This window comes from Micromonospora sp. DT4 (assembly GCF_049841675.1).
In the GTDB taxonomy this organism is placed as follows: Bacteria; Actinomycetota; Actinomycetes; order Mycobacteriales; family Micromonosporaceae; genus Micromonospora.
Genome location: NZ_JBNCKT010000001.1, coordinates 42,477 through 60,836, shown reverse-complemented (window position 1 = coordinate 60,836; position 18,360 = coordinate 42,477). Strand labels below are relative to the sequence as shown.

The following is an 18,360-nucleotide window of genomic DNA, read 5'->3' as shown; positions in this document are numbered from 1 at the left end:
CCATGGACTGGCTCCTCGACGAAATCCTGTCCCATCTGACCGACTGGATCCTCGACGCCCTCAACGGAATTTTCACCCTTCTCACCCACGCCCTCTACGTCACCCCGGACGTCACCAACCTCCCGCAGGTGGCCGCGCTGACCACCCGGTCGGTGTGGATCGTCGACACCGCCTTCGTCCTCGTGTTCATCGCCGCCGGGGTGCTGACGGTGACGTCCGGGGCGTCGGCGAACAGCCGCTACCACGTCAAGGATTTGGCTCCGCGCATCGTGGTCGGGTTCGTCGCCGCGCACTTCAGCACGCTGCTGTGCGGGTGGGCGATCGGTCTGGCCAACGGCCTGGTCGGCTCTGTCACCGGAGCGCAGAGCGACCCCGGCCAGGCCACCACGGCGATGCGCTCACACCTGGAGGCCGCCGCCGCAGCTGGGCAGGTCGGACCGCTGCTGTTCGCGGTCATCCTGGCGATCATCACGATCCTTGTCGGCGCCGCGGCGTTCGGGTTGATCGTGCGCCTGTCGGTGCTGCTGGTCCTCACCGCGATCGCCCCGATCGCCCTGGCCTGCCACGCCCTGCCGGCCACCGAGGGACTGGCCCGCTCGTGGTGGCGCGCCTACACCGGAACGCTCATCGTTCCGGTGTTGCAGGCGTTCACGTTGCAGGCCGGGATGTGGATGCTCACCGACCCCACCCACATCCTGCCGGAGGTCTCCGCCATCGGCGGCGGAGGCGTTCTGCTCAACCTGTTCATCGTCATGGTCCTGCTCTGGACGACGGTCAAAATCCCCGGCCTCGTCCGCAAGCACGTCATGTCGCCGGGGACGAACAACAACACCGTCATCGGCGGCATGATCCGCATCGCCGCCACCTCCGCCGCGGGCAAGCTCGTGCCCGGAGCGGGCCGCGCGATCGCGACGGTGCGCACATGAGCGCCCCGTCCACGCGGGCCCGGATGCCCTCCGACATCGACGCCCCCGACAAGATCGTCTACGGGCTGTCGTTTCGGCAGCTGGCCATCCTCGCCGTCGCCGCTGTCGCGGTCTACGGCATCTGGTCGGCCGCGCACGAGGTGGTGCCGCTGCCGGCGCTGATCGGCGTCGCGGTCATCGCCGGCGGGCTGGCGTTCGGGCTGGCCGTCGGCCGCCGCGACGGCCTGCCCCTGGACCAGTGGCTGCTGGCGGCGGTACGCCACCAGCGCTCACCCAGGACCCTGTCGACCCTCACCCCGCAAGCGTCCGAGCTGCCGGACTGGGTCGACGCGCCGAAGGTCCGGGTGGCGCTGCCGGCGCCGCTGCGGCTGCCCGCCGACGCGATCGACGGCGACGGCCAGATCCGTCTCGCCAACGGGGTCGCGGCGATCGTGGCGACCGGCAGCATCAACCTCGGCCTGCGCACCGAAGCAGAACAGCAGGCCGCCGTCGACTCGTTCGGCCGGTGGCTCAACTCGCTGGCCCGGCCGACGCAGATCGTCGTGTCAGCGCAGCCGGTCGACCTCGCCTCCCATGCCACCCAGCTTGACGCCCGCGCCGGCAGCCTGGCGCACCCGGCGCTGCGGGACGCCGCGGCCGACCACGCCGAATTCCTGGCCGAACTCGCCTCCAAACGTGACCCGCTGCGCCGCCAGATCCTGGTCACCACCCACGCCGACCCAGCGCTCGGCGCGCACGCCGCAGCCCGCCACGCCGACGACACCGCCCGCGCCCTGACCTCGGTCGGGGTGACCGCCCGCGCCCTGGACGGCGCCGCGGCCACAGCGGCGCTCGCGGCAGCGGCAGACCCCTTCCGGCCCCCGCGCCCCGGCGGCCAGGCCGCCCCCGACGCGGTCATCACCACCCCCGCCCCTCGCAAGCGAAAGACCCGCACATGATCAGATGCAACAGCAAGACCACCCTCTCTGCGAGCCCCGCCGGATCGGCGGGGCTCGCCGCCGTTGTGGCCCCCGGCGCCGTCGACGTCCAGCCACGGTTCGTGCGCGTCGGCGACGGCTACGCCGCGACCCTGATCGTCACCGGCTACCCCGCCGAAGTCGACGTCGGCTGGCTCGAGCCCCTGCTGTCCTGGCCGGGCCGCCTCGACCTCGCCCTCTACATCGACCCCATCCCCAACCCGGTCGCCGCCGCCCGCCTCAAGACCCAACGCGCCAAGCTCGAGTCGTCGCGGCGCACCGACCTCGACCGCGGTCGCATGGCCGACCCGGCCGTCGAAGCCGCCGCCGACGACGCCGCCGAGCTGGCCGGCCAGCTCGCCCGCGGCGGCGCACGGCTGTTCCGCGTCGGCCTCTACCTGACCGTCCACGCCCTCACCGAGGACGAGCTGACCGAAGCCGTCGCCCAAGTCCGCGCCGCCGCCGCGTCCACCCTCCTGGAAGTCCAGCCCGCCACCTGGCGACACCTGCACGGCTGGACCACCACCCTGCCGCTGGGCGCCGACACGCTCGGCATGCGCCGCACCATGGACACCGCCGCCCTCGCAGCGGCGTTCCCACTGTCCAGCCCCGACCTTCCCGCGCCCCTGCCCGGCGAAGCCGCCCCCGACGGCGGCGTCCTGTACGGCATTAACCCCGACTCGAGCGGGATCGTGTGGTGGGACCGATGGGCCTGCGACAACTACCACTCCGTCACCCTCGCCCGCTCCGGCGCCGGCAAGAGCTACATGGTCAAGCTCGACATCCTGCGGCAGCTGTACCAGGGCGTCCAGGTGTCGGTCATCGACCCCGACGACGAATACCTGCGCCTGGCCGACGCCGTCGGCGGCACCATCGTCAGGCTGGGCGCGCCGCGCGTGCGGATCAATCCGCTCGACCTGCCCGCCGGCGACCCCCGCCCCGATGTCCTCACCCGGCGGGCGCTGTTCGCCCACACGTTCATCGCGGTCCTGCTCGGCGGCGGCCCCGACGACCACACCGTCCTGGACCCCGCCGAGAAAGCCGCTCTGGACCGGGCGATCCTTGCCGCCTACCGGGCGGCGGGGATCACCTCCGACCCGGCCACCCACCACCGGTCCGCGCCGCTGCTGGCCGACCTCGCCGACCAGCTCGGGCGGGACCCCGACCCGGCCGGCCCGCGGCTGGCGACGCGCCTGGCACCGTGGATCACCGGCTCGTTCAAGGCCCTGTTCGACGGGCCGTCGACCCAGCAGCCCACCGGCCGTCTCGTGGTCTGGTCACTGCGCCAGCTCCCCGACGAGCTGCGCACCGCCGGCACACTGCTGGCGCTGGACGCGATCTGGCGATCGGTCGACGCCCCCACCGCCGACGGCGTCCTGCCGCGCCGGCTGATCGTCGTCGACGAAGCCTGGCTGATCATGAAGTCCGGGGAGGGCGCGAAGTTCCTATTCCGGATGGCCAAAGCCGGGCGCAAACGCAACGCCGGCCTGTCGGTCATCACCCAGGACGCCGAAGACCTCCTGTCCACCGACCTGGGCAAGGCCGTGGTCAACAACGCCGCGACCCAGGTGCTGCTACGGCAGTCGCCGCAGGCGATCGACATCGTCGGCGACGCGTTCGGCCTGACCTCCGGCGAACGGCGGCTCCTGCTCGAAGACCGCAAGGGCGCCGGCCTCCTGCTGGCCGGTTCCGGGGCGCGCACCAGGTTCGAAGTCGTCGCCTCGAAAGCCGAGCACCTCCTGGCCACGACGAACCCGGCCGACCTGCTCGGCCTCGACGAGGTGGAGCTGTGAACCCGCCGGACATCACCGGCCTCAGCGACCGCATCCTCGGCCTGATCACGTTGGCGGTGGGCCAGCCGTGGCTGCTCGCCGTCGCCGCCCTGGCGGTGCTCGCGTACGCGGCCGGGGGCAACCTGATCGCCGCACGGCGGCACGCGTGGCACGCCGACGGCGCGCGGGTCATCACCATCGCCCCTCCGCCCGAGGTCGACCCGCACTCGGCGGCGACGCTGTGGGCCAACCTGCACGGGCTGCTCACCCCGAGCCGCTGGCGCAGGCTGCGCTACGGGATCCCGCACGTGGTGTGGCAGTACGCCTGGGAAGGCCGGCAGTTGCGCATCAGCCTGTGGGTGCCCGGCAGCGTTCCTCCCGGCGCGGCCGAGGCCGCCGTGCGGGCCGCGTGGCCCGCCGCGCAGTGCGCCACCGAGCCGGCGGCGGCGCCGATCCCCGACAGGCTCACCGTGGCCACCGGCGGGCACCTGCTGCCCACCGCTGGCGAATGGCTGCCGATGGAGACCGAGCACGATCTGGACCCGCTGCGGCCTCTGATGTCCGCCGGCGCCCAACTGCGCCCCGGCGAGCACGCCGTGGTGCAGATCCTGGCCCGGCCCGCCGCCCGAAAACGCGTCGTCCGGGCCCGGCGGGCGGCGGGCCGGCTGAGGGAAGGCAAGTCCGCCACCGCGCTGATCAACCCGGCCGCGCCGGTCAACTTCCTGATCAGCTTGCTGCTGCCGGGCAACTCCGGCGCCAGCAGCGGCAGGCGGGCGCAGGTGCGGCGGGACCCGTCCACCGACCGCGACGTGCGGGCCATCCTCGACAAAGCCGCCGGCCCGATGTGGCAGACCGCGGTGCGGTACATGGCCGCCACCGAGAGCCGCCGCCCCGACGCCAACCGGGCAGGCCGGCTGCGCGGCATCGCCGACGCGATCGCCTCGTCATTCGCCGTCTACGCCGGGCGTAACAGCCTGGGACGGCGGGCCCGGATGCCGCACGCGGCGGCCGTGATCGCCGCACGGCGCCTCGGCGCCGGTTTCCTGGCCAGCATGCCCGAGCTCGCGGCGCTGGCCCGCCTGCCGCAGGACCTGGCCGTGCCCGGCCTAGACCGGGCCCGCGCCAAATCGGCCCCGGCACCGGTCGCGGTGCAGACCGGCGGACGCGGCAACAAGGTTCTCGGCGACGCCGAAGTCGGCGGGCACCCGGTCGCGCTCACTCCCGCCGACGCCCGCTACCACACCCACATGATCGGCTCCACCGGCTCCGGCAAGACCACCTTGCTGGCGTCGATGATCCTGGCCGACATCGAAGCCGGGCGCGGCACCGTCGTCATCGACCCGCACGGCGACCTGATCACCGACATCCTCGACCGGCTCGAGCCGGAGACGGTCACGGGCAGGCTCGTTCTGTTCGACCCCGACCAGCCCAACCCGCCCACGCTGAACCCCCTGGAGGGCGCGGACCACGACCTCGTGGTCGACAACCTCGTCAGCATTTTCAGCAGCATCTTCTCCAAGGCGTGGGGCCCGCGCATGGACGACGTGATGCGGGTGTCCTGCCTGACCCTGCTGCGGCACCCAGGCGCGACACTGCAGGGCATTCCGCCACTGCTCAACTCGGCCAAGATCCGGGCCAAGTTCACCGCCGATCTTGATGATCCGGCGGGGCTCGGCGGGTTCTGGGCCTGGTACGACGAGATGCAGCCGGGAGTGCGATCCCAGGTCATCGGGCCCGTCCTGGCAAGGTTGCGGTCGTTCCTGTTGCGGGACTTCGTCGCCAAGACGATGCGCTACCCCAACAGCAGTTTCGACATGGGGCAGATCCTCGACGGCGGGGTGCTGCTGGTGCGGATCCCGAAGGGCCAGCTCGGCGAAGACACCTCGCGGCTGCTGGGATCGCTGATCCTGGCCCGGGTGTGGCAGGCCGCCACCGCCCGCGCTGCCACCCCCGTCGACGAGCGCAAAGACGCCAGCGTCTACCTGGACGAGGCCCAGAACTTCCTCAACCTGGCCAGCAGCGTCGACACCATGCTGGCCGAAGCCCGCAAGTACCGTGTCGCGCTGACCCTGGCCCACCAGGACCTGTCGCAGTTTCCCCGCGACCTGCTCGCCGCCGTCAGCGCGAACGCCCGCAACAAGGTGTACTTCTCCGTCGCGCCGGAGGACGCGAAGCTGCTGGCTCGGCACACCGAGCCGGAACTCAGTGAACACGACCTGACCCATCTGGACGCCTACACCGCCGCCGCGCGGCTGATGGCCGGCGGGCGGCAAACGCCGGCGTTCACCTTGCGAACCCGGCCACCGCGAGCCATCGTCGGTGACGCCGAACAGATCCGCGCCGACGTCGCCGAGGCCGTGCCACAGCAGCCCGGCTCACCGGTGGAGAAGATGATCAACCGCCTGCTCGCGCAGGAGGCCGCCGAGAAGAACGCCGAGGACAAGCGGCGCCGACGGCCCAAAGGCGCCGATCCCAGGACCGGCAAGCCCGCCCGCGACGGCGGCGGCGCAAGACAGGCCGCTCAGGGCGACGGGACGACCGCCAGCGACGATGACAGCCCCGGCGGCGGCGATCAGCCGTAGGACATCGAAGCACCTGCACGCCCGCTGGCGGCGTGCAGGTGCTCACCTGGGTGGGTGCGGCCCAGCCGTCTGGCACCACACCCCGAAAACCTCCGGTCATGGCCCGCCCAGCGTGCGCTGACGCAGCACAACCGGCCTGACCAGCCCCTCCGTTCCTTACTGATCAAACTCAGACACCCTCCCGAACAGGAGGGCACCTCTTCCTGCCCTGGAGCCACATCCGCATGCCGATCAACATCCCCCGTGGCCCCTCCGCTGATCCCATCGCTGACGCCAATCGCCTCACCCTTCGTGATCACCTGCTCCTGGACTGGCTCGCCGAGCACTACCTGCTCACCGCCGACCAGATCGCCCGAGCCCTGTTCTCTTCGCTGCGCACCGCCCAGCGGCGCCTTCAGCTGCTCACCGCGATCGGCGCGCTCTACCGCTACCGGCCCCAGCACGGCAGCCCCGGCGGGCTGACGCAGTACGGCCTGGGCCGCCTGGGCGCGCTGCTGCGCCCCCACGCCTACCACCTGTCCGACAGCGCCCGCCGGACCCGGGCGCCGCGCACCGACCTAGAACGCCGCGCCCGCATCGCCGCCGACCCGGCCCAGCAGCGGCACCTCACCGGCGTCAACGAGTTCTTCATCCGCCTGCACGTCCACACCGCGGCCCAGCCGCGGGACCGGCTCACCCGATGGTGGTCCGAGCAGCACGCCACCGCCGAATACGCCGTCTACCCCGGCAACATCCGCCCCGACGGGCACGGCATCTGGGACACCGGGCACGGCGAGGTCGGATTCTTCCTCGAGCACGACCGCGGCACCGAGAACCTCGCCCGCGTGCTCAAGAAACTCGACGGCTACCGGCAGCTCGCCAGCCGCGGCCCCACTTACCCGGTGCTGCTGCACCTGCCCGGCCGCCGCCGCGAAGACAACCTCCAGCGCGAACTCGGACTGCTCCAGCTCACCATCCCGGTCCTCACCGCCGTGCACGCCGACGACCCCGCCGGGCAGGTCTGGGCCATGCCGGGAATCACCCGCCGCCGGTTCCACCTGCACGAGCTGCCCAGCAGCCACGGCGAGCCCGGACCGTTCAACCCCACCCACCCGGACTACTGACCGGCGACTGCGGCCTCAGCCGTCTGTCACGGTCTGCCACCACACCCGGCCGACAGCAAGCCGTCTCGGCACTGCGCCTGACATCGCAGCTCACCGCCTACAAATGAAGATCTTCACTGCCGTGGTCGTGACAGACCGCTGCTTTATGGTTCCGGCTACAACGCACCCCATATATAAGGCCGATCCCGCCACAGGGAACCTCGCCCGCCGCACCTGCGCGGCTCGTTCGCCCACCCGCCAGTTTTCTGGCCGGTCGGTAGCACGCCGCCGCGACGCACGAAACCCCCTGCCCGCCGCATCAGCCGCCCCGCCCCACACCAGGGCAACCACCCAGCTCACCCCGCATCCCGCGGACAAGCTGACCCCGCAACACCGCCTTCACGGCACCCCTCGATCGCAGCGCCCGCTGCATTTTTTCCATCGCCTTGACGGCCACCCACCGAATCCGCGTCCGCGGATCCGGCGATGCCGCCTGCGCGACACCAACCTCCCGGAAGGAGACCCACCCATGCCCACCGCGCTCGCGACCAGCACAGCCACCACCCAGACGATGATCATCTGCGTTCCGCAGGAGATCCCGAGCACTGCGCTGACCAGCCGCCAGTTGGACCGGCACTTCGGCGTCACCGGCAGCACCAGCCGCCGCTTCTGGGCCGGACCCAAACTGCGCATGTGGCAGAAGAGCCACCTGATCGACCCGCACAAGGGCTCCCCTGTCGCGTGCGCCGGCGGACCCGTCAGGCTGCTCGACCTCACCGGGGTCGCGCACGCCGCCGGCATCGGCGCCGGGCTGCGCTTCCAGCGCTACGCCCAGCTCGCCGCCGGCACCAAACCCGCCATCCCGTGGGCGGACATGCTCGCCCGGCACCACGCCGATCCCGAACGTTTCCCTATGACCAGGGCCAAAGCAGCGTTCGAGGCACAGCCCCGCGTGCAGGCGATCCTGCTGCACAACGCAGCCAGCTACACCCCGCACGACCGCATCGACCTGGCCGAACTCGGCGCACTGCAGGCCGGGCACATCGCCTACCAGCACTACAAGGCGATGTCCCAGATCTGCGGCGACGCCCTGCTCACCGAACGCGGGCAGCAGCTCCAACCGGCCAGCGACACCGTCGCCGACCGGGCCCGCTACCTCGAGCAGGCACGGGCGTACCTGGACAACCTCGACCCGGACACCCGGCTCCTGGCCATCGCCCTCTAGCAACACCTGCACAGAGCGTGGGCGGGAAGCCGCAAGCTTTCCGCCCACGCGCGGGCGCGTCCGCCGCAGCCAGCGCCACCATGAGCGTCCGCCGCAGCCAGCGCCGCCATGAGCATTCGCTGCGGCCCCCGGAAGCGATCGCGCACCGAAGGATTTGGCCGCACGCAGAACGCGGCGCCATCGAACTTGCAGCCCAGCCCCCGACGACCTGCCAACGCATCCGCGCCCCGGGCCTGGCCTGCGAGGGCTACCGCACCGGGGGTGCGCCGCAAGCCACAGATCGCGTACGCCCCTGCGGTAAACGGGGCGACGTCTCACCAGCCGGGCCCTGCCCCGGCAGCTCTTTCCCTTTTCCACCAGCTCGCAGCAACGCGCCCCGACCGCCGGCCTCTGCGCTGGCGGCCCGGCGGCCTCGCGTGCGCGGCGAAAGTGAACCAAGGAAGCGCCCCACTGATGTCCCCTGATATCAAGAATCTCGATCCCGGGCAGATGCGCGCGCTGCTGTCCAGCCTGCGTCTGGCGGACCGGCATCCGCAGCCAGCCCTCATCTGGATCACCGACGGCGCGGCCCGCGCCCGAGTTCGCGCCGCTCAGGTCGACTGGGTCACCGATGGCGTCCCAGCCTGCCTGTCGGCTTTGTCGTACACGACGAACGCCGCCGAGTCCGGCATCGACGCGATCGGGGTATGGCTGCCGCAGCACCACGCCGTCCAAGTCGTCGACACGGCGATGAACTGTCACATCGTCAGCCTCGCCGACAGCCCGGCCATGGTGCCCGAGCCCGAGCGCGTCAGCATCGCCGGCGAACTGCGGGCGCTGGTCGGCGCCGTCCTGCAGCGGCCGGGCCGGTTGAGCGCCCATCCGCCCGCCGTCATCGCCGACGACCCGGCCCTCACCGACCAGCTCGCGCATGCCTGCGCCGCACGAGGGCAGCACATCCTGCAGATCCTGCCCGAACACGCCGATGACGTGTGGCCGCTGGCGGTCAAGGTCTACGTCCATCACAGCGCCGCCGCCGAGCTCGCCACAGCCGGCCTGTTTCCACGCGCTGACGTCGCCATCGTGACCGCGGCACCCTACACCGGCCTCATCCGGCGGACCGCCGCGGCGCTACGCACCGACGATGTCCTGCGCTGGCCGGCCGCCGTGCGGCACATCGCCGCCTCCCTGCACCTTCACGCCCTGGCCCAGGCCACGGCACGCGGCCATCGGCCCACTCGCCCTTCTCCGCCAACCCGTCCCACGTGACGGGGATCCTCACCAGGACCGCCAGCACGAAGAGCTGTCGAGGCCCACCCGCTGCGCCCCGAACGCCGCACGCCTCCCTCGCCGCTCGCGCGTAAAGGCGCACGGCCGTCCTGCCCCGCCGCAGCCACGAAGCAAAGCCGCTTGCCCGACTTGATCGGTGCACCTGGTTGTTGATGCGGCACTCCGCTGAACTCGGCTGGCCCATCGACTTGATCAATTCTCCGAGCGAAGCGTCCATGGACTCGCTCGACCTTTCCCACCACCCCTCAACAGGAGGCAGTTTCACCATGTCCGGAAATACCAAAGACACCACCGCCCTGATCCTGGCCGCGATGGACGACCTCGGCCCGGCCGACGCCCGCACGATCGCCGAGAAGGCCGACGTCGGCTACTCCACCGCCGTGCGCAAACTGCGCGAGTGGAGCACCAACGGCGAGATCACCAAGATCGACCGGGGTTCCGACTCCGCGCACTACGCGCTGCTGCCCACCGACCAGCCGCTGCCTGACCACCTGCAGCCCGCCCACCTGCCGACACCTGCGGGAGCGCTCTTCGACGACATCGACGACGGGGACATCGACCAGGCGCAGCAGCCGATCGATGGCGGCCAGCAGGCCGCGACCGGCGAGCCGGCCACCGAGGTCGAGGCACCCTCCGACGACGCCCACACCCGCGCGACCGACGACATCGCCGACGACATCGCCACCAAGGACGACGACCTGGAGGCCGAGGACGCCGCCAGCGTCGTGCCGGACGGCGGCGCGCTGGAAGCGCCCGCCCAGGAAGACGGCGAGCAGGACCAGGGCGAACTGCTCACCGATGCGGCGATCGAGGCAGGCGAGCAGCCTGAAGAAGCGGATACGCCCGAAGGCCACAGCCAGGACGAGCCTGATCAGGCGCCCCCGGCGGACCTCGCCTCTGGTGGCCAGTACGCCGAGGACACGCCGACGGCGCTGGAGCCCGAAGCGGATGCCGCGCCGCAGCCGACACCGGACGTCACGGCGGCGGCGGGCGCAGCGCCGCGACGGCCGAAGGGGTACTTCCACACCGAGTCGATGGCGATCCTGCGCGCGAACCCGGACACGGCCTACACCGTCGGCGACGTCGCGAAGCTGATCTTGGCAAAGGAGATCGACACCGGAGCGCCGGCGACGACCCAGGTCAGCAGCGGCGCCATCTCGAACGCGCTGTTCAAAGCCGCTGGCGCAGGCGAGTGCCTGGTGGTGAAGGAGAAGGACCCGGCGATGTTCCAGGCCGCCTGACGATGCCCAGGGCGGGCGTGGGCCTTCGAAAACACGCGCCCGCCCTGGCTCGACCCCTTCATCGCCTCTTACAAGGAACAGGGAGTCAGCCACCAGTGTCCACCCCGTTCTTCGACGTCGCCAGCGCCTTCGCTGGCATGAGCGTCGGCCTGACCATCGCCACCGTCCTGCTCGCGTATCAGAGATGCCAGCTTCGAGCGGCCCGGCGGCTCCTCGATGACGCCTACCGGCAACTACACGTCGCCGAGCACCAGGCCCGCCACGACCTGCTGACCGGGCTGTCGAACCGGCGCGGCTGCTTCGCCCGCCTGCGCCTGCTCCTGCAGGCCGGAGGCCCGGTGTCGGTCGCCGTGCTCGACCTCGACGGGTTCAAAGCCGTCAATGACAACCTCGACCACGCCGCCGGCGACAGGCAGCTGACCGACATCGCGGCCAGCCTCACGACGTTGCCGGTCGACCTGGTCGCCCGGCTCGGCGGTGACGAGTTCGCGCTGCTGATCCGGGGCGGCCCCGAAGTCGCGCACCTGGTCGCCGAACTCGCCCGCCTGGCCGTCGCCCGCACGGTGACCGTGCCCCGCCGCGGCGTCGTCCTGGAACTCACCGCGAACGTCGGCGTGGCGCTGGCTCGTCCCGGCGACACCGCCCGCAGCCTGCTGCACCGCGCCGACCAGGCCGAACGGCATGCCAAGCGGAACGGCCTCGGCATCTACCACCAATAGCCCAAACGGCAGTCCCTCCAGCAAGCCCACACCTTCAAGGTCCTGAAAGGACGATTACATGGCCTATCGCACCTACACCCTGACCGCGACGATCGTGGCCCCGCACCATTTCGGCGACGCCGACCACGCCCTGCGGACCATGCTCGCCGCCCTCCCCGACGGCGAGGTCCTCAATGCCGGTGTCGAGTTCGACGACGAAGGCGACCGCGGCTTCGGCACCGGACTGCGCCTGGACCTCGTGCCCCGACAAGGCGCTCTCCTTCCACCCGTCGAGCAGCGCCTGTCGCCCGAGCGGACCGGCACTACCGCCTGGACGCCCGCCGAGAAGCAGGTACCGACCGGCGCGGACGCGCTGTTCAGCCTGCCCTCCCTTGCCTACCGCAGCGAGGACGGGCGTGTCCGCTACCGCGAGGCGTACACCGGGCGGGTCATCGGCCGCTGGCACGACGCCTACGAATTCACCGCCACCAGCGGCGTGGTCGAGGCGATCGCCCGACGCCTCAACGACCTGCCCGGCCAGAACACAGAGATCACCTTCGAGGGCGACCTGCTGGTCGTGCAGCTGCCGCCGTCGCTGGGCTGCGGCGTGCATGAGACCCAGGCAATCGGCGGCCGATGGGTGGTCGGCTGGGCGCTGCCCTGGCATCCCGTCACCCCGCACGACGCCGACACGATCACCACCTAGCCACACAGCAGCCCCGCCACCGAAACGGCGAAGGGCGGAACCAGCCCCTACCAGGGCGGTTCCGGCCTTCGCCGTTTCTTCGTCTCCCCTGCGCGAAGGACACCCCGCATGAGCCCCACACCCTGCGTCCGCTCTCACGCCCTCCGGCCCAGGACGCGGCGATGACCGGCCGCCTGCTGGCCTACTGCGCCGCCGGCGTTCTGGTCGTCATCGCCGGATGCTCCGGCATCCTCGTCGCCGTGTTCACCGGCGGCTCCGCGTTCGCCTGCGAATCCGCTCCAGCCCCGTCCGGCAGCGCTCCGGCCGCGACAGCGCCGCCAGGACAGGTGGGGCGGTGGGACACCGAGCAGACCGGCCACGCCGCGACGATCATCGGCGTCGGCATGGGCAAGCAGGTGCCGCCACGGGGATGGGTGATCGCCCTGGCCACCGCGATGCAGGAAAGCGGGCTGCGCAACCTCGGCCATCTCGGCGCCAACAACGACCACGACAGCCTGGGCCTGTTCCAGCAGCGCCCGAGCCAAGGGTGGGGCACACCCGCGCAGGTGATGGATCCCGTCTACGCGGCCGGGAAGTTCTACGACAAGCTGCTGCAGGTTCCGAACTGGCAGGCCATGCCGGTCACCGTCGCGGCGCAGGCGGTGCAGGTCTCGGCGTACCCGGACGCGTACGCCAAGTGGGAGCCAGACGCCCAGGCCCTCGTCGGCGCCCTTGCCGGCACGGCCGCGATCGGGACCAGCTGCGGCGCTGTCGTCTCGGCGCAGGGCTGGACCCAGCCGGTCCGCGAGGAGATCGTCTCCCCGTTCGGCCCCCGTGACGGGCGGCTGCACGCCGGTGTCGACCTCGCCGCCCCGACACGCACCCCGATTCACGCGGCGGCGTCGGGCGTCGTTCGGCAGGTCACCTGCAACGCCCGCACCGCCGACGGCGCCCCGTATTCCTGCGACCGCGACGGGTCCCCCTCCATCGGCGGATGCGGCATGTTGACTGCACCAACCCGCCGGTGAACTGCTCGTGTATCCATCATGGACGTTCGCTCGTTCCTTTCACCAATGTTCGCGATTCGGGTGATGGGAGCGGGTCCTGAGATGGGTGTGCGTGAGGAGTTGTTGGAGGGCCGCGGCGGGCTGCCGCAGCTGGGCGCGGTGGTGGCCACCGGCCGTGGCTCGCTGCCGTTCACGTTGGTAGACGCCGCCGGTGTCGAGGTCGAGCCGGTCAGCGGCTTCCTGCGCGATCTGGCACTGTCGGACTGCAGCCCGCTGACCGTCCGCTCGTATGCGATGGATCTGCTGCGGTGGTGGCGGATCCTGGCCGCGTTGCAGGTCGACTGGCGGCAGGCGACCACCGACGAGGTGGCGGTCATGGTTGGCTGGCTGCGCAGCGCGCCGAACCCGCAGCGCCGCGTGGCCGGGGACCGTCCAGCGGTGAACCCGAAGACCGGCAAGCCCGTGCTGCAGGCTGGGTACGCGCCGGCGACGATCAACCACGCGTTGTCCGTGGTGTCGGCGTTCTACACGTTCCACGCCCAGCACGGCCGCGGGCCTGTGGTCAACCCGGTGCCGGTGTCATCGCGGCGGCGGGCGTTGCTGGCGCATCGCAGCCCGATGGAGCCGATGCCGCTGGTGCGGCGGGCGCCACTGCGGCAGAAGCAGCCGGAGGGTCCACCGCGGGCGATCCCGGATCCGCTGTGGGATGAGCTGTTCGCGGCGCTGTCGTGCCTGCGGGACCGGGCGCTGCTGGCGCTGTACGTGTCGTCGGCGGCGCGGGCCAGTGAGCTGCTCGGGCTGAGCGTGGACCGCATCGACTGGGCGGGGCAGCGGTTCTGGGTGGTGTCGAAGGGGTCGAGGCTGCTGGAGCCGGTGCCGGCCTCGCCGCAGGCGCTGACGCTGCTGGGGCTGTACCTGGACGAGGCGGGGCTGCCGGAGCCGGGGCAGCCGGTTTGGCGGACCCTGCGCGGCGAGGCCCGCACGCTGTCGTACTGGGCGCTGCGGCGGATGCTGCAGCGGGTCAACACGCGGCTGGGCACCAACTGGACGTTCCACGACATGAGGCATACGGCAGCCACGCGGATGGCCAACGACCCGGCGCTGACGCTGCCGCAGGTGCAGACGATCCTGCGGCACCGCAACATCGCCGACACCCTGCGCTACGTGCGCACCGACATCGACGAGCTGTTCGGCAGGCTGCAGCAGCACTTCCGCCGTCCGCGGGCGGAGGAGATGCGTCCGGCGGCCGGGTACGCGTCCGAGGACGTGGCGGTGGTGTTCGGTGGCTGAGCTCGCCAGCACCGGCAAGGTGCGACGGACCCGGCCGGTCGATCCGTCGGTCGTCGACGGCAGCCGCTACCGGCGGGGCCGGATCACACCCGAGGCTCCGGCGCCGTCGCCGGCGGCGCTGCCCTACGGAGACCTCTCCCGGGCGTCCGAGCAGCAGATCGTCGACCTGGCGATGAGGGTGTGGCCCGGGCAGCCGCCCGCGCTCGCCGCCCGCCGCCACGACCTGCGGGGACTGCTGCGGTTGCTCGCAAGGTTCGACGGCGATACGTGGCAGCAGCGGTGGGACGGTTGCGGATACGCCGACGGTGGCCTACCCCGCCGCGGGCTGGAGCCGCTGCCACACGCCCGGCTGATCAACGCGTTCAGGATGCTGATCAGTCTGCGTGTCATCCGGCCTCGGCTGGCGGCGGTCAACCGCACCCACGCGGGCGGGTTCGCGCAGATGTTCCGCCACGCCCAAAATGATCCCGCGCTGGGCGCCTACTTCACCGCGGTCGCCGACACCAGCGCCAACGCGCTGGCGAAGTCGACCGCGCTGTTCGACATCGCGCGGGCGCTGGCGGTGTTCGGCATCCCGCTGGCCGACCTGACCCCGGCGGGGCTGCTGGCCTACTCGTGGCAGTGCCGGGACAGCGGCGCGGGGTTGTATCGCAGCGGCAACCGCAGCAGTTTCTCCGCGCGGCTGGCGTGGGCGGTGCTGGCCGAGACCGGCCACTTCCCGCCCGGAACCCCGCCGACGATCAACGCCGCCGGGCAACGCGGCCAGCTCACCGTCACCGAGCTGGTCGACCAGTACCCGATCGCCAACCGCGATGTCCGCCAACTGCTGATCGACTACCTGACCCGCCGCGAACTCGGCATGGATTACAGCACCATGCGCAACCTGGCCCGGATGCTAGCCGGCCTGTTCTGGTTGAAGATCGAGCACCTGCTGCCCGGGATCGCCGAACTGAAGATCCCCGATCACGTCTATGAGCAGTGGCGGGAGGCGATCCGGCTGCGTGAGGACGGACGGGAGCGGCTGTCGGTCGACCCGATCCTGCTGGCGGTGCGCAGCTTCTACCTGGACCTGCACACCTGGTCGGCCAGCGAACCCGATCGGTGGGCGCGCTGGGTCGCGCCCTGCCCGATCTCCGGCCGGGAACTGGCCGGCAGCGCCCGCCGCGACCGCAAGCGCGTCGAACGCTCCCAGGAACGCACCCGTTCCCGTCAACCCCTGCTGCCGATCCTGGTCGCGCACGTCGAGGGCCGCCTGACCCATCACCGGCAGCTACTCGCCGCCGCCACCGCAGCGCAGGCCGGACAGCGGTTCACCGTCGAGGGCCGCGACTACGAGCGAGTCTGGACCGACTACGACCAGCAGTGGAAGGCCAACGACCCGATCCGGGCCCGCGACCTTGCCACCGGAAAGATCATCAACGTCCGCCTGGTCGAAGACGCCTGCTTCTGGGACTGGGCTCTGGTCGAGGTGCTACGACACACCGGCTGCCGCATCGAGGAAGCCCTGGAGCTGACACAGCTGTCCATCCGCCGCTACCTGCGGCCGAACGGGGAGACGATCGGCCTGCTGGTAGTCGCTCCGTCGAAGACCGAACGCGAACGGATCATCCCCATGTCCGGTGAACTGTTCGCCGTCATCGCCGCGATCATCCGCCGCCACCAGGACGCCACCGCATCGGTGCCGATCCTGCCCCGCTACGACAACAACGAACGCCTCCACACCGACCCGATGCCGTTCCTGTTCTCCCGCCGACACGGCCACGCCCGGCAGGTGCTCGGCCAGCATCAGGCCGTCGCCATGCTCGCCCGCCGGTGCCGCGACCTGTCCGCCACCCACCCCGAGTTCGGCCAATCCAGGTTCACCCCGCACGACTTCCGCCGCCTGTTCGCCACCGACCTGGTCAACAACGGGCTGCCCATCCACATCGGCGCGGCCCTGCTCGGCCACCTCGACCTGAACACCACCCGCGGCTACGTCGCCGTCTTCGACGAGGACCTCGTCCGCCACTACCAGACCTTCCTGGCCAACCGACGCGCCCTGCGACCGGTCGAGGAATACCGGCCCGCCACCGACGACGAGTGGCGCGAGTTCGAGACCCACTTCGACAAACGCAAGGTCGAACTCGGCAACTGCGGCCGCCCCTACGGCACCGGCTGCGCCCACGAACACGCCTGCCTGCGCTGCCCCATGCTGCACGTTCCCCCCGACGCCCTACCCCGCCTCGACGTCATCGAAGCCGACCTGCACGACCGCCGTGCCCGCGCCGAGACCGAACAGTGGCTCGGCGAGATCGAAGGCATCGACATCACCCTTGACCACCTACGCCGTAAACGCACCCAAACCATTCGGCTCACCGCCGGACCCACGATCCCGATCAGCCCACCCCACGAACCCTGACTGACCCGCGCATCGAGGAGGCCACGATGACCACCACCGCGCACCTCAACCCCAGCCGACATCACCACACCCGGAGCCGGCGATGACGCCCCTGCGCATCGGCATCGCCGCCGGCCTCGGCTGTCTCCTGCTGTTCATCTGCGCCCCCGTGCTGCTGTTCGGCGCTGTCGCCAACGCCTGCATTCCACCGACCACCGCGACATCAGCAGCCACGACACCGAGCACGGACCTGGCCGACCTGCCCGGCCTGGACGCGCGGCAAGCCGCCAACGCCGCCACCATCCACCAGACCGCCACTCAGCTCAACCTGCCCGGCCGGGCCTCGGTCATCGCCATCGCGACCGCGTTGCAGGAAAGTGACCTGCGCATCCTCGCCAACAGCAACGTGCCCGCCTCACTCCAGCTACCACACGAAGGCGTCGGACACGACCACGACTCCCTCGGCCTGTTTCAGCAACGCCCTCTACCACCCGACGGCGACGGCGCCTGGGGCACCGTGGCAGAACTCATGACCCCCACCATCGCGGCGACCAAGTTCTACCAGAAGATGATCACCATCACGCAGTGGCAGTCCTTGCCGCTAACCGTTGTCGCCCAACGTATTCAGCGATCGGCCTACCCCGACGCCTACGCCACACACGAACCCAAAGCCACCGCGATCGTCACCGCCCTCGGCGGCGGCTTCGCCGCCTGCGACACCAGCGTGGTCTCGGCCGCCGGATGGACCCACCCGCTGCCCGGCCACCCGATCGTCTCCGGCTTCCGCACCACCGAGCGGCCCGGCCACGACGGCATCGACATCGCCGCTCCAAAAGAAACCCCGATCCGGGCCGCCGCAGCCGGCATGGTCATCAAGGTCCGCTGCAACGCCAGCCTCAACGGCAAGCCCTACCCCTGCGACCAGGACGGCTCACCGAACATCGCAGGCTGCGGCTGGTACACCGAAGTCCTCACCGGCACACTCGTGCACCGCTACTGCCACCAACTCGTCCAGCCCTCCGTCGAGGTCGGCGAAACCGTCGCCGCCGGGCAGGTCATCGGCGTCGTCGGCACCTCCGGCCACTCCAGCGGCCCCCACCTCCACTGGGAAATCCACACCGGCAACCCCGCCACCAGCCAAAACGCTCAAGACCCAATCACGTTCCTACGTCAGGCCGGCGTCGATCCCAGTGAACAGGGCTAGCGATCGCCCAGCGCATCCAGCAGGAAGTGCAGCAGCAATCAAGATC

General features: G+C 71.2%; 14 protein-coding genes. All 14 read left to right on the top strand.

Going from position 1 to position 18,360, the window contains the following annotated elements; all coding sequences use genetic code 11:
- The first annotated feature begins 2 nt into the window (after positions 1-2).
- The 14 genes from ACLQ24_RS00275 to ACLQ24_RS00210 all read left to right on the top strand — a co-directional run bounded on the left by ACLQ24_RS00275 (position 3) and on the right by ACLQ24_RS00210 (position 18,314).
- On the top strand, positions 3-926 hold the full coding sequence (locus tag ACLQ24_RS00275; RefSeq protein WP_425888341.1) for a conjugal transfer protein TrbL family protein: 924 nt from the start codon (positions 3-5) through the stop codon (positions 924-926).
- The gene (locus ACLQ24_RS00270) at positions 923-1,864 is read left to right on the top strand and encodes a PrgI family protein (protein ID WP_425888340.1); all 942 of its coding nucleotides are present in this window, start codon (positions 923-925) and stop codon (positions 1,862-1,864) included. Before ACLQ24_RS00275 ends, ACLQ24_RS00270 begins: the two co-directional genes overlap by 4 nt.
- Positions 1,861-3,675 (top strand): VirB4 family type IV secretion system protein, encoded by a 1,815-nt coding sequence (locus ACLQ24_RS00265; protein WP_425888339.1) that lies wholly within the window; start codon positions 1,861-1,863, stop codon positions 3,673-3,675. The genes ACLQ24_RS00270 and ACLQ24_RS00265 overlap by 4 nt, the downstream gene beginning before the upstream one ends.
- Positions 3,672-6,236: a type IV secretory system conjugative DNA transfer family protein gene (locus ACLQ24_RS00260; protein ID WP_425888338.1), complete on the top strand. Its 2,565-nt coding sequence runs from the start codon at positions 3,672-3,674 to the stop codon at positions 6,234-6,236. The genes ACLQ24_RS00265 and ACLQ24_RS00260 overlap by 4 nt, the downstream gene beginning before the upstream one ends.
- A gap of 224 nt (positions 6,237-6,460) precedes the next feature.
- Positions 6,461-7,339 carry a replication-relaxation family protein gene (locus ACLQ24_RS00255; RefSeq protein WP_425888337.1) on the top strand — a complete coding sequence of 293 codons (879 nt, stop codon included), beginning with the start codon at positions 6,461-6,463 and terminating at the stop codon, positions 7,337-7,339.
- A gap of 508 nt (positions 7,340-7,847) precedes the next feature.
- Positions 7,848-8,543 (top strand): hypothetical protein, encoded by a 696-nt coding sequence (locus ACLQ24_RS00250; protein ID WP_425888335.1) that lies wholly within the window; start codon positions 7,848-7,850, stop codon positions 8,541-8,543.
- A 261-nt stretch (positions 8,544-8,804) separates the two neighbouring features.
- Positions 8,805-9,791, top strand: a complete 987-nt coding sequence (locus tag ACLQ24_RS00245) for a hypothetical protein (RefSeq protein ID WP_425888334.1) — start codon at positions 8,805-8,807, stop codon at positions 9,789-9,791.
- A gap of 287 nt (positions 9,792-10,078) precedes the next feature.
- Positions 10,079-11,053 (top strand): hypothetical protein, encoded by a 975-nt coding sequence (locus tag ACLQ24_RS00240; protein ID WP_425888333.1) that lies wholly within the window; start codon positions 10,079-10,081, stop codon positions 11,051-11,053.
- 95 nt (positions 11,054-11,148) lie between these two features.
- Positions 11,149-11,772, top strand: a complete 624-nt coding sequence (locus ACLQ24_RS00235; RefSeq protein ID WP_425888332.1) for a GGDEF domain-containing protein — start codon at positions 11,149-11,151, stop codon at positions 11,770-11,772.
- A 58-nt stretch (positions 11,773-11,830) separates the two neighbouring features.
- Positions 11,831-12,457, top strand: coding sequence for a hypothetical protein (locus ACLQ24_RS00230; RefSeq protein WP_425888330.1), 627 nt, complete (start codon positions 11,831-11,833; stop codon positions 12,455-12,457).
- A gap of 161 nt (positions 12,458-12,618) precedes the next feature.
- The gene (locus ACLQ24_RS00225) at positions 12,619-13,464 is read left to right on the top strand and encodes a M23 family metallopeptidase (RefSeq protein WP_425888328.1); all 846 of its coding nucleotides are present in this window, start codon (positions 12,619-12,621) and stop codon (positions 13,462-13,464) included.
- A gap of 81 nt (positions 13,465-13,545) precedes the next feature.
- On the top strand, positions 13,546-14,733 hold the full coding sequence (locus ACLQ24_RS00220; RefSeq protein ID WP_425888327.1) for a tyrosine-type recombinase/integrase: 1,188 nt from the start codon (positions 13,546-13,548) through the stop codon (positions 14,731-14,733).
- Positions 14,726-17,131, top strand: a complete 2,406-nt coding sequence (locus tag ACLQ24_RS00215) for a tyrosine-type recombinase/integrase (RefSeq protein ID WP_425888326.1) — start codon at positions 14,726-14,728, stop codon at positions 17,129-17,131. The genes ACLQ24_RS00220 and ACLQ24_RS00215 overlap by 8 nt, the downstream gene beginning before the upstream one ends.
- 82 nt (positions 17,132-17,213) lie before the next feature.
- Positions 17,214-18,314, top strand: a complete 1,101-nt coding sequence (locus ACLQ24_RS00210; RefSeq protein WP_425888324.1) for a M23 family metallopeptidase — start codon at positions 17,214-17,216, stop codon at positions 18,312-18,314.
- The last annotated feature ends 46 nt before the right edge of the window (positions 18,315-18,360 follow it).

What these genes read in the sequence shown, in the direction of transcription:
- ACLQ24_RS00240 (WP_425888333.1), top strand. Translation starts at nt 10,079, where the DNA reads ATGTCCGGAAATACCAAAGACACCACCGCCCTGATCCTGGCCGCGATG.
- ACLQ24_RS00220 (WP_425888327.1), top strand. Translation starts at nt 13,546, where the DNA reads ATGGGTGTGCGTGAGGAGTTGTTGGAGGGCCGCGGCGGGCTGCCGCAG.
- ACLQ24_RS00230 (WP_425888330.1), top strand. Translation starts at nt 11,831, where the DNA reads ATGGCCTATCGCACCTACACCCTGACCGCGACGATCGTGGCCCCGCAC.
- ACLQ24_RS00265 (WP_425888339.1), top strand. Translation starts at nt 1,861, where the DNA reads ATGATCAGATGCAACAGCAAGACCACCCTCTCTGCGAGCCCCGCCGGA.
- ACLQ24_RS00250 (WP_425888335.1), top strand. Translation starts at nt 7,848, where the DNA reads ATGCCCACCGCGCTCGCGACCAGCACAGCCACCACCCAGACGATGATC.
- ACLQ24_RS00275 (WP_425888341.1), top strand. Translation starts at nt 3, where the DNA reads ATGGACTGGCTCCTCGACGAAATCCTGTCCCATCTGACCGACTGGATC.
- ACLQ24_RS00270 (WP_425888340.1), top strand. Translation starts at nt 923, where the DNA reads ATGAGCGCCCCGTCCACGCGGGCCCGGATGCCCTCCGACATCGACGCC.
- ACLQ24_RS00255 (WP_425888337.1), top strand. Translation starts at nt 6,461, where the DNA reads ATGCCGATCAACATCCCCCGTGGCCCCTCCGCTGATCCCATCGCTGAC.
- ACLQ24_RS00225 (WP_425888328.1), top strand. Translation starts at nt 12,619, where the DNA reads ATGACCGGCCGCCTGCTGGCCTACTGCGCCGCCGGCGTTCTGGTCGTC.
- ACLQ24_RS00210 (WP_425888324.1), top strand. Translation starts at nt 17,214, where the DNA reads ATGACGCCCCTGCGCATCGGCATCGCCGCCGGCCTCGGCTGTCTCCTG.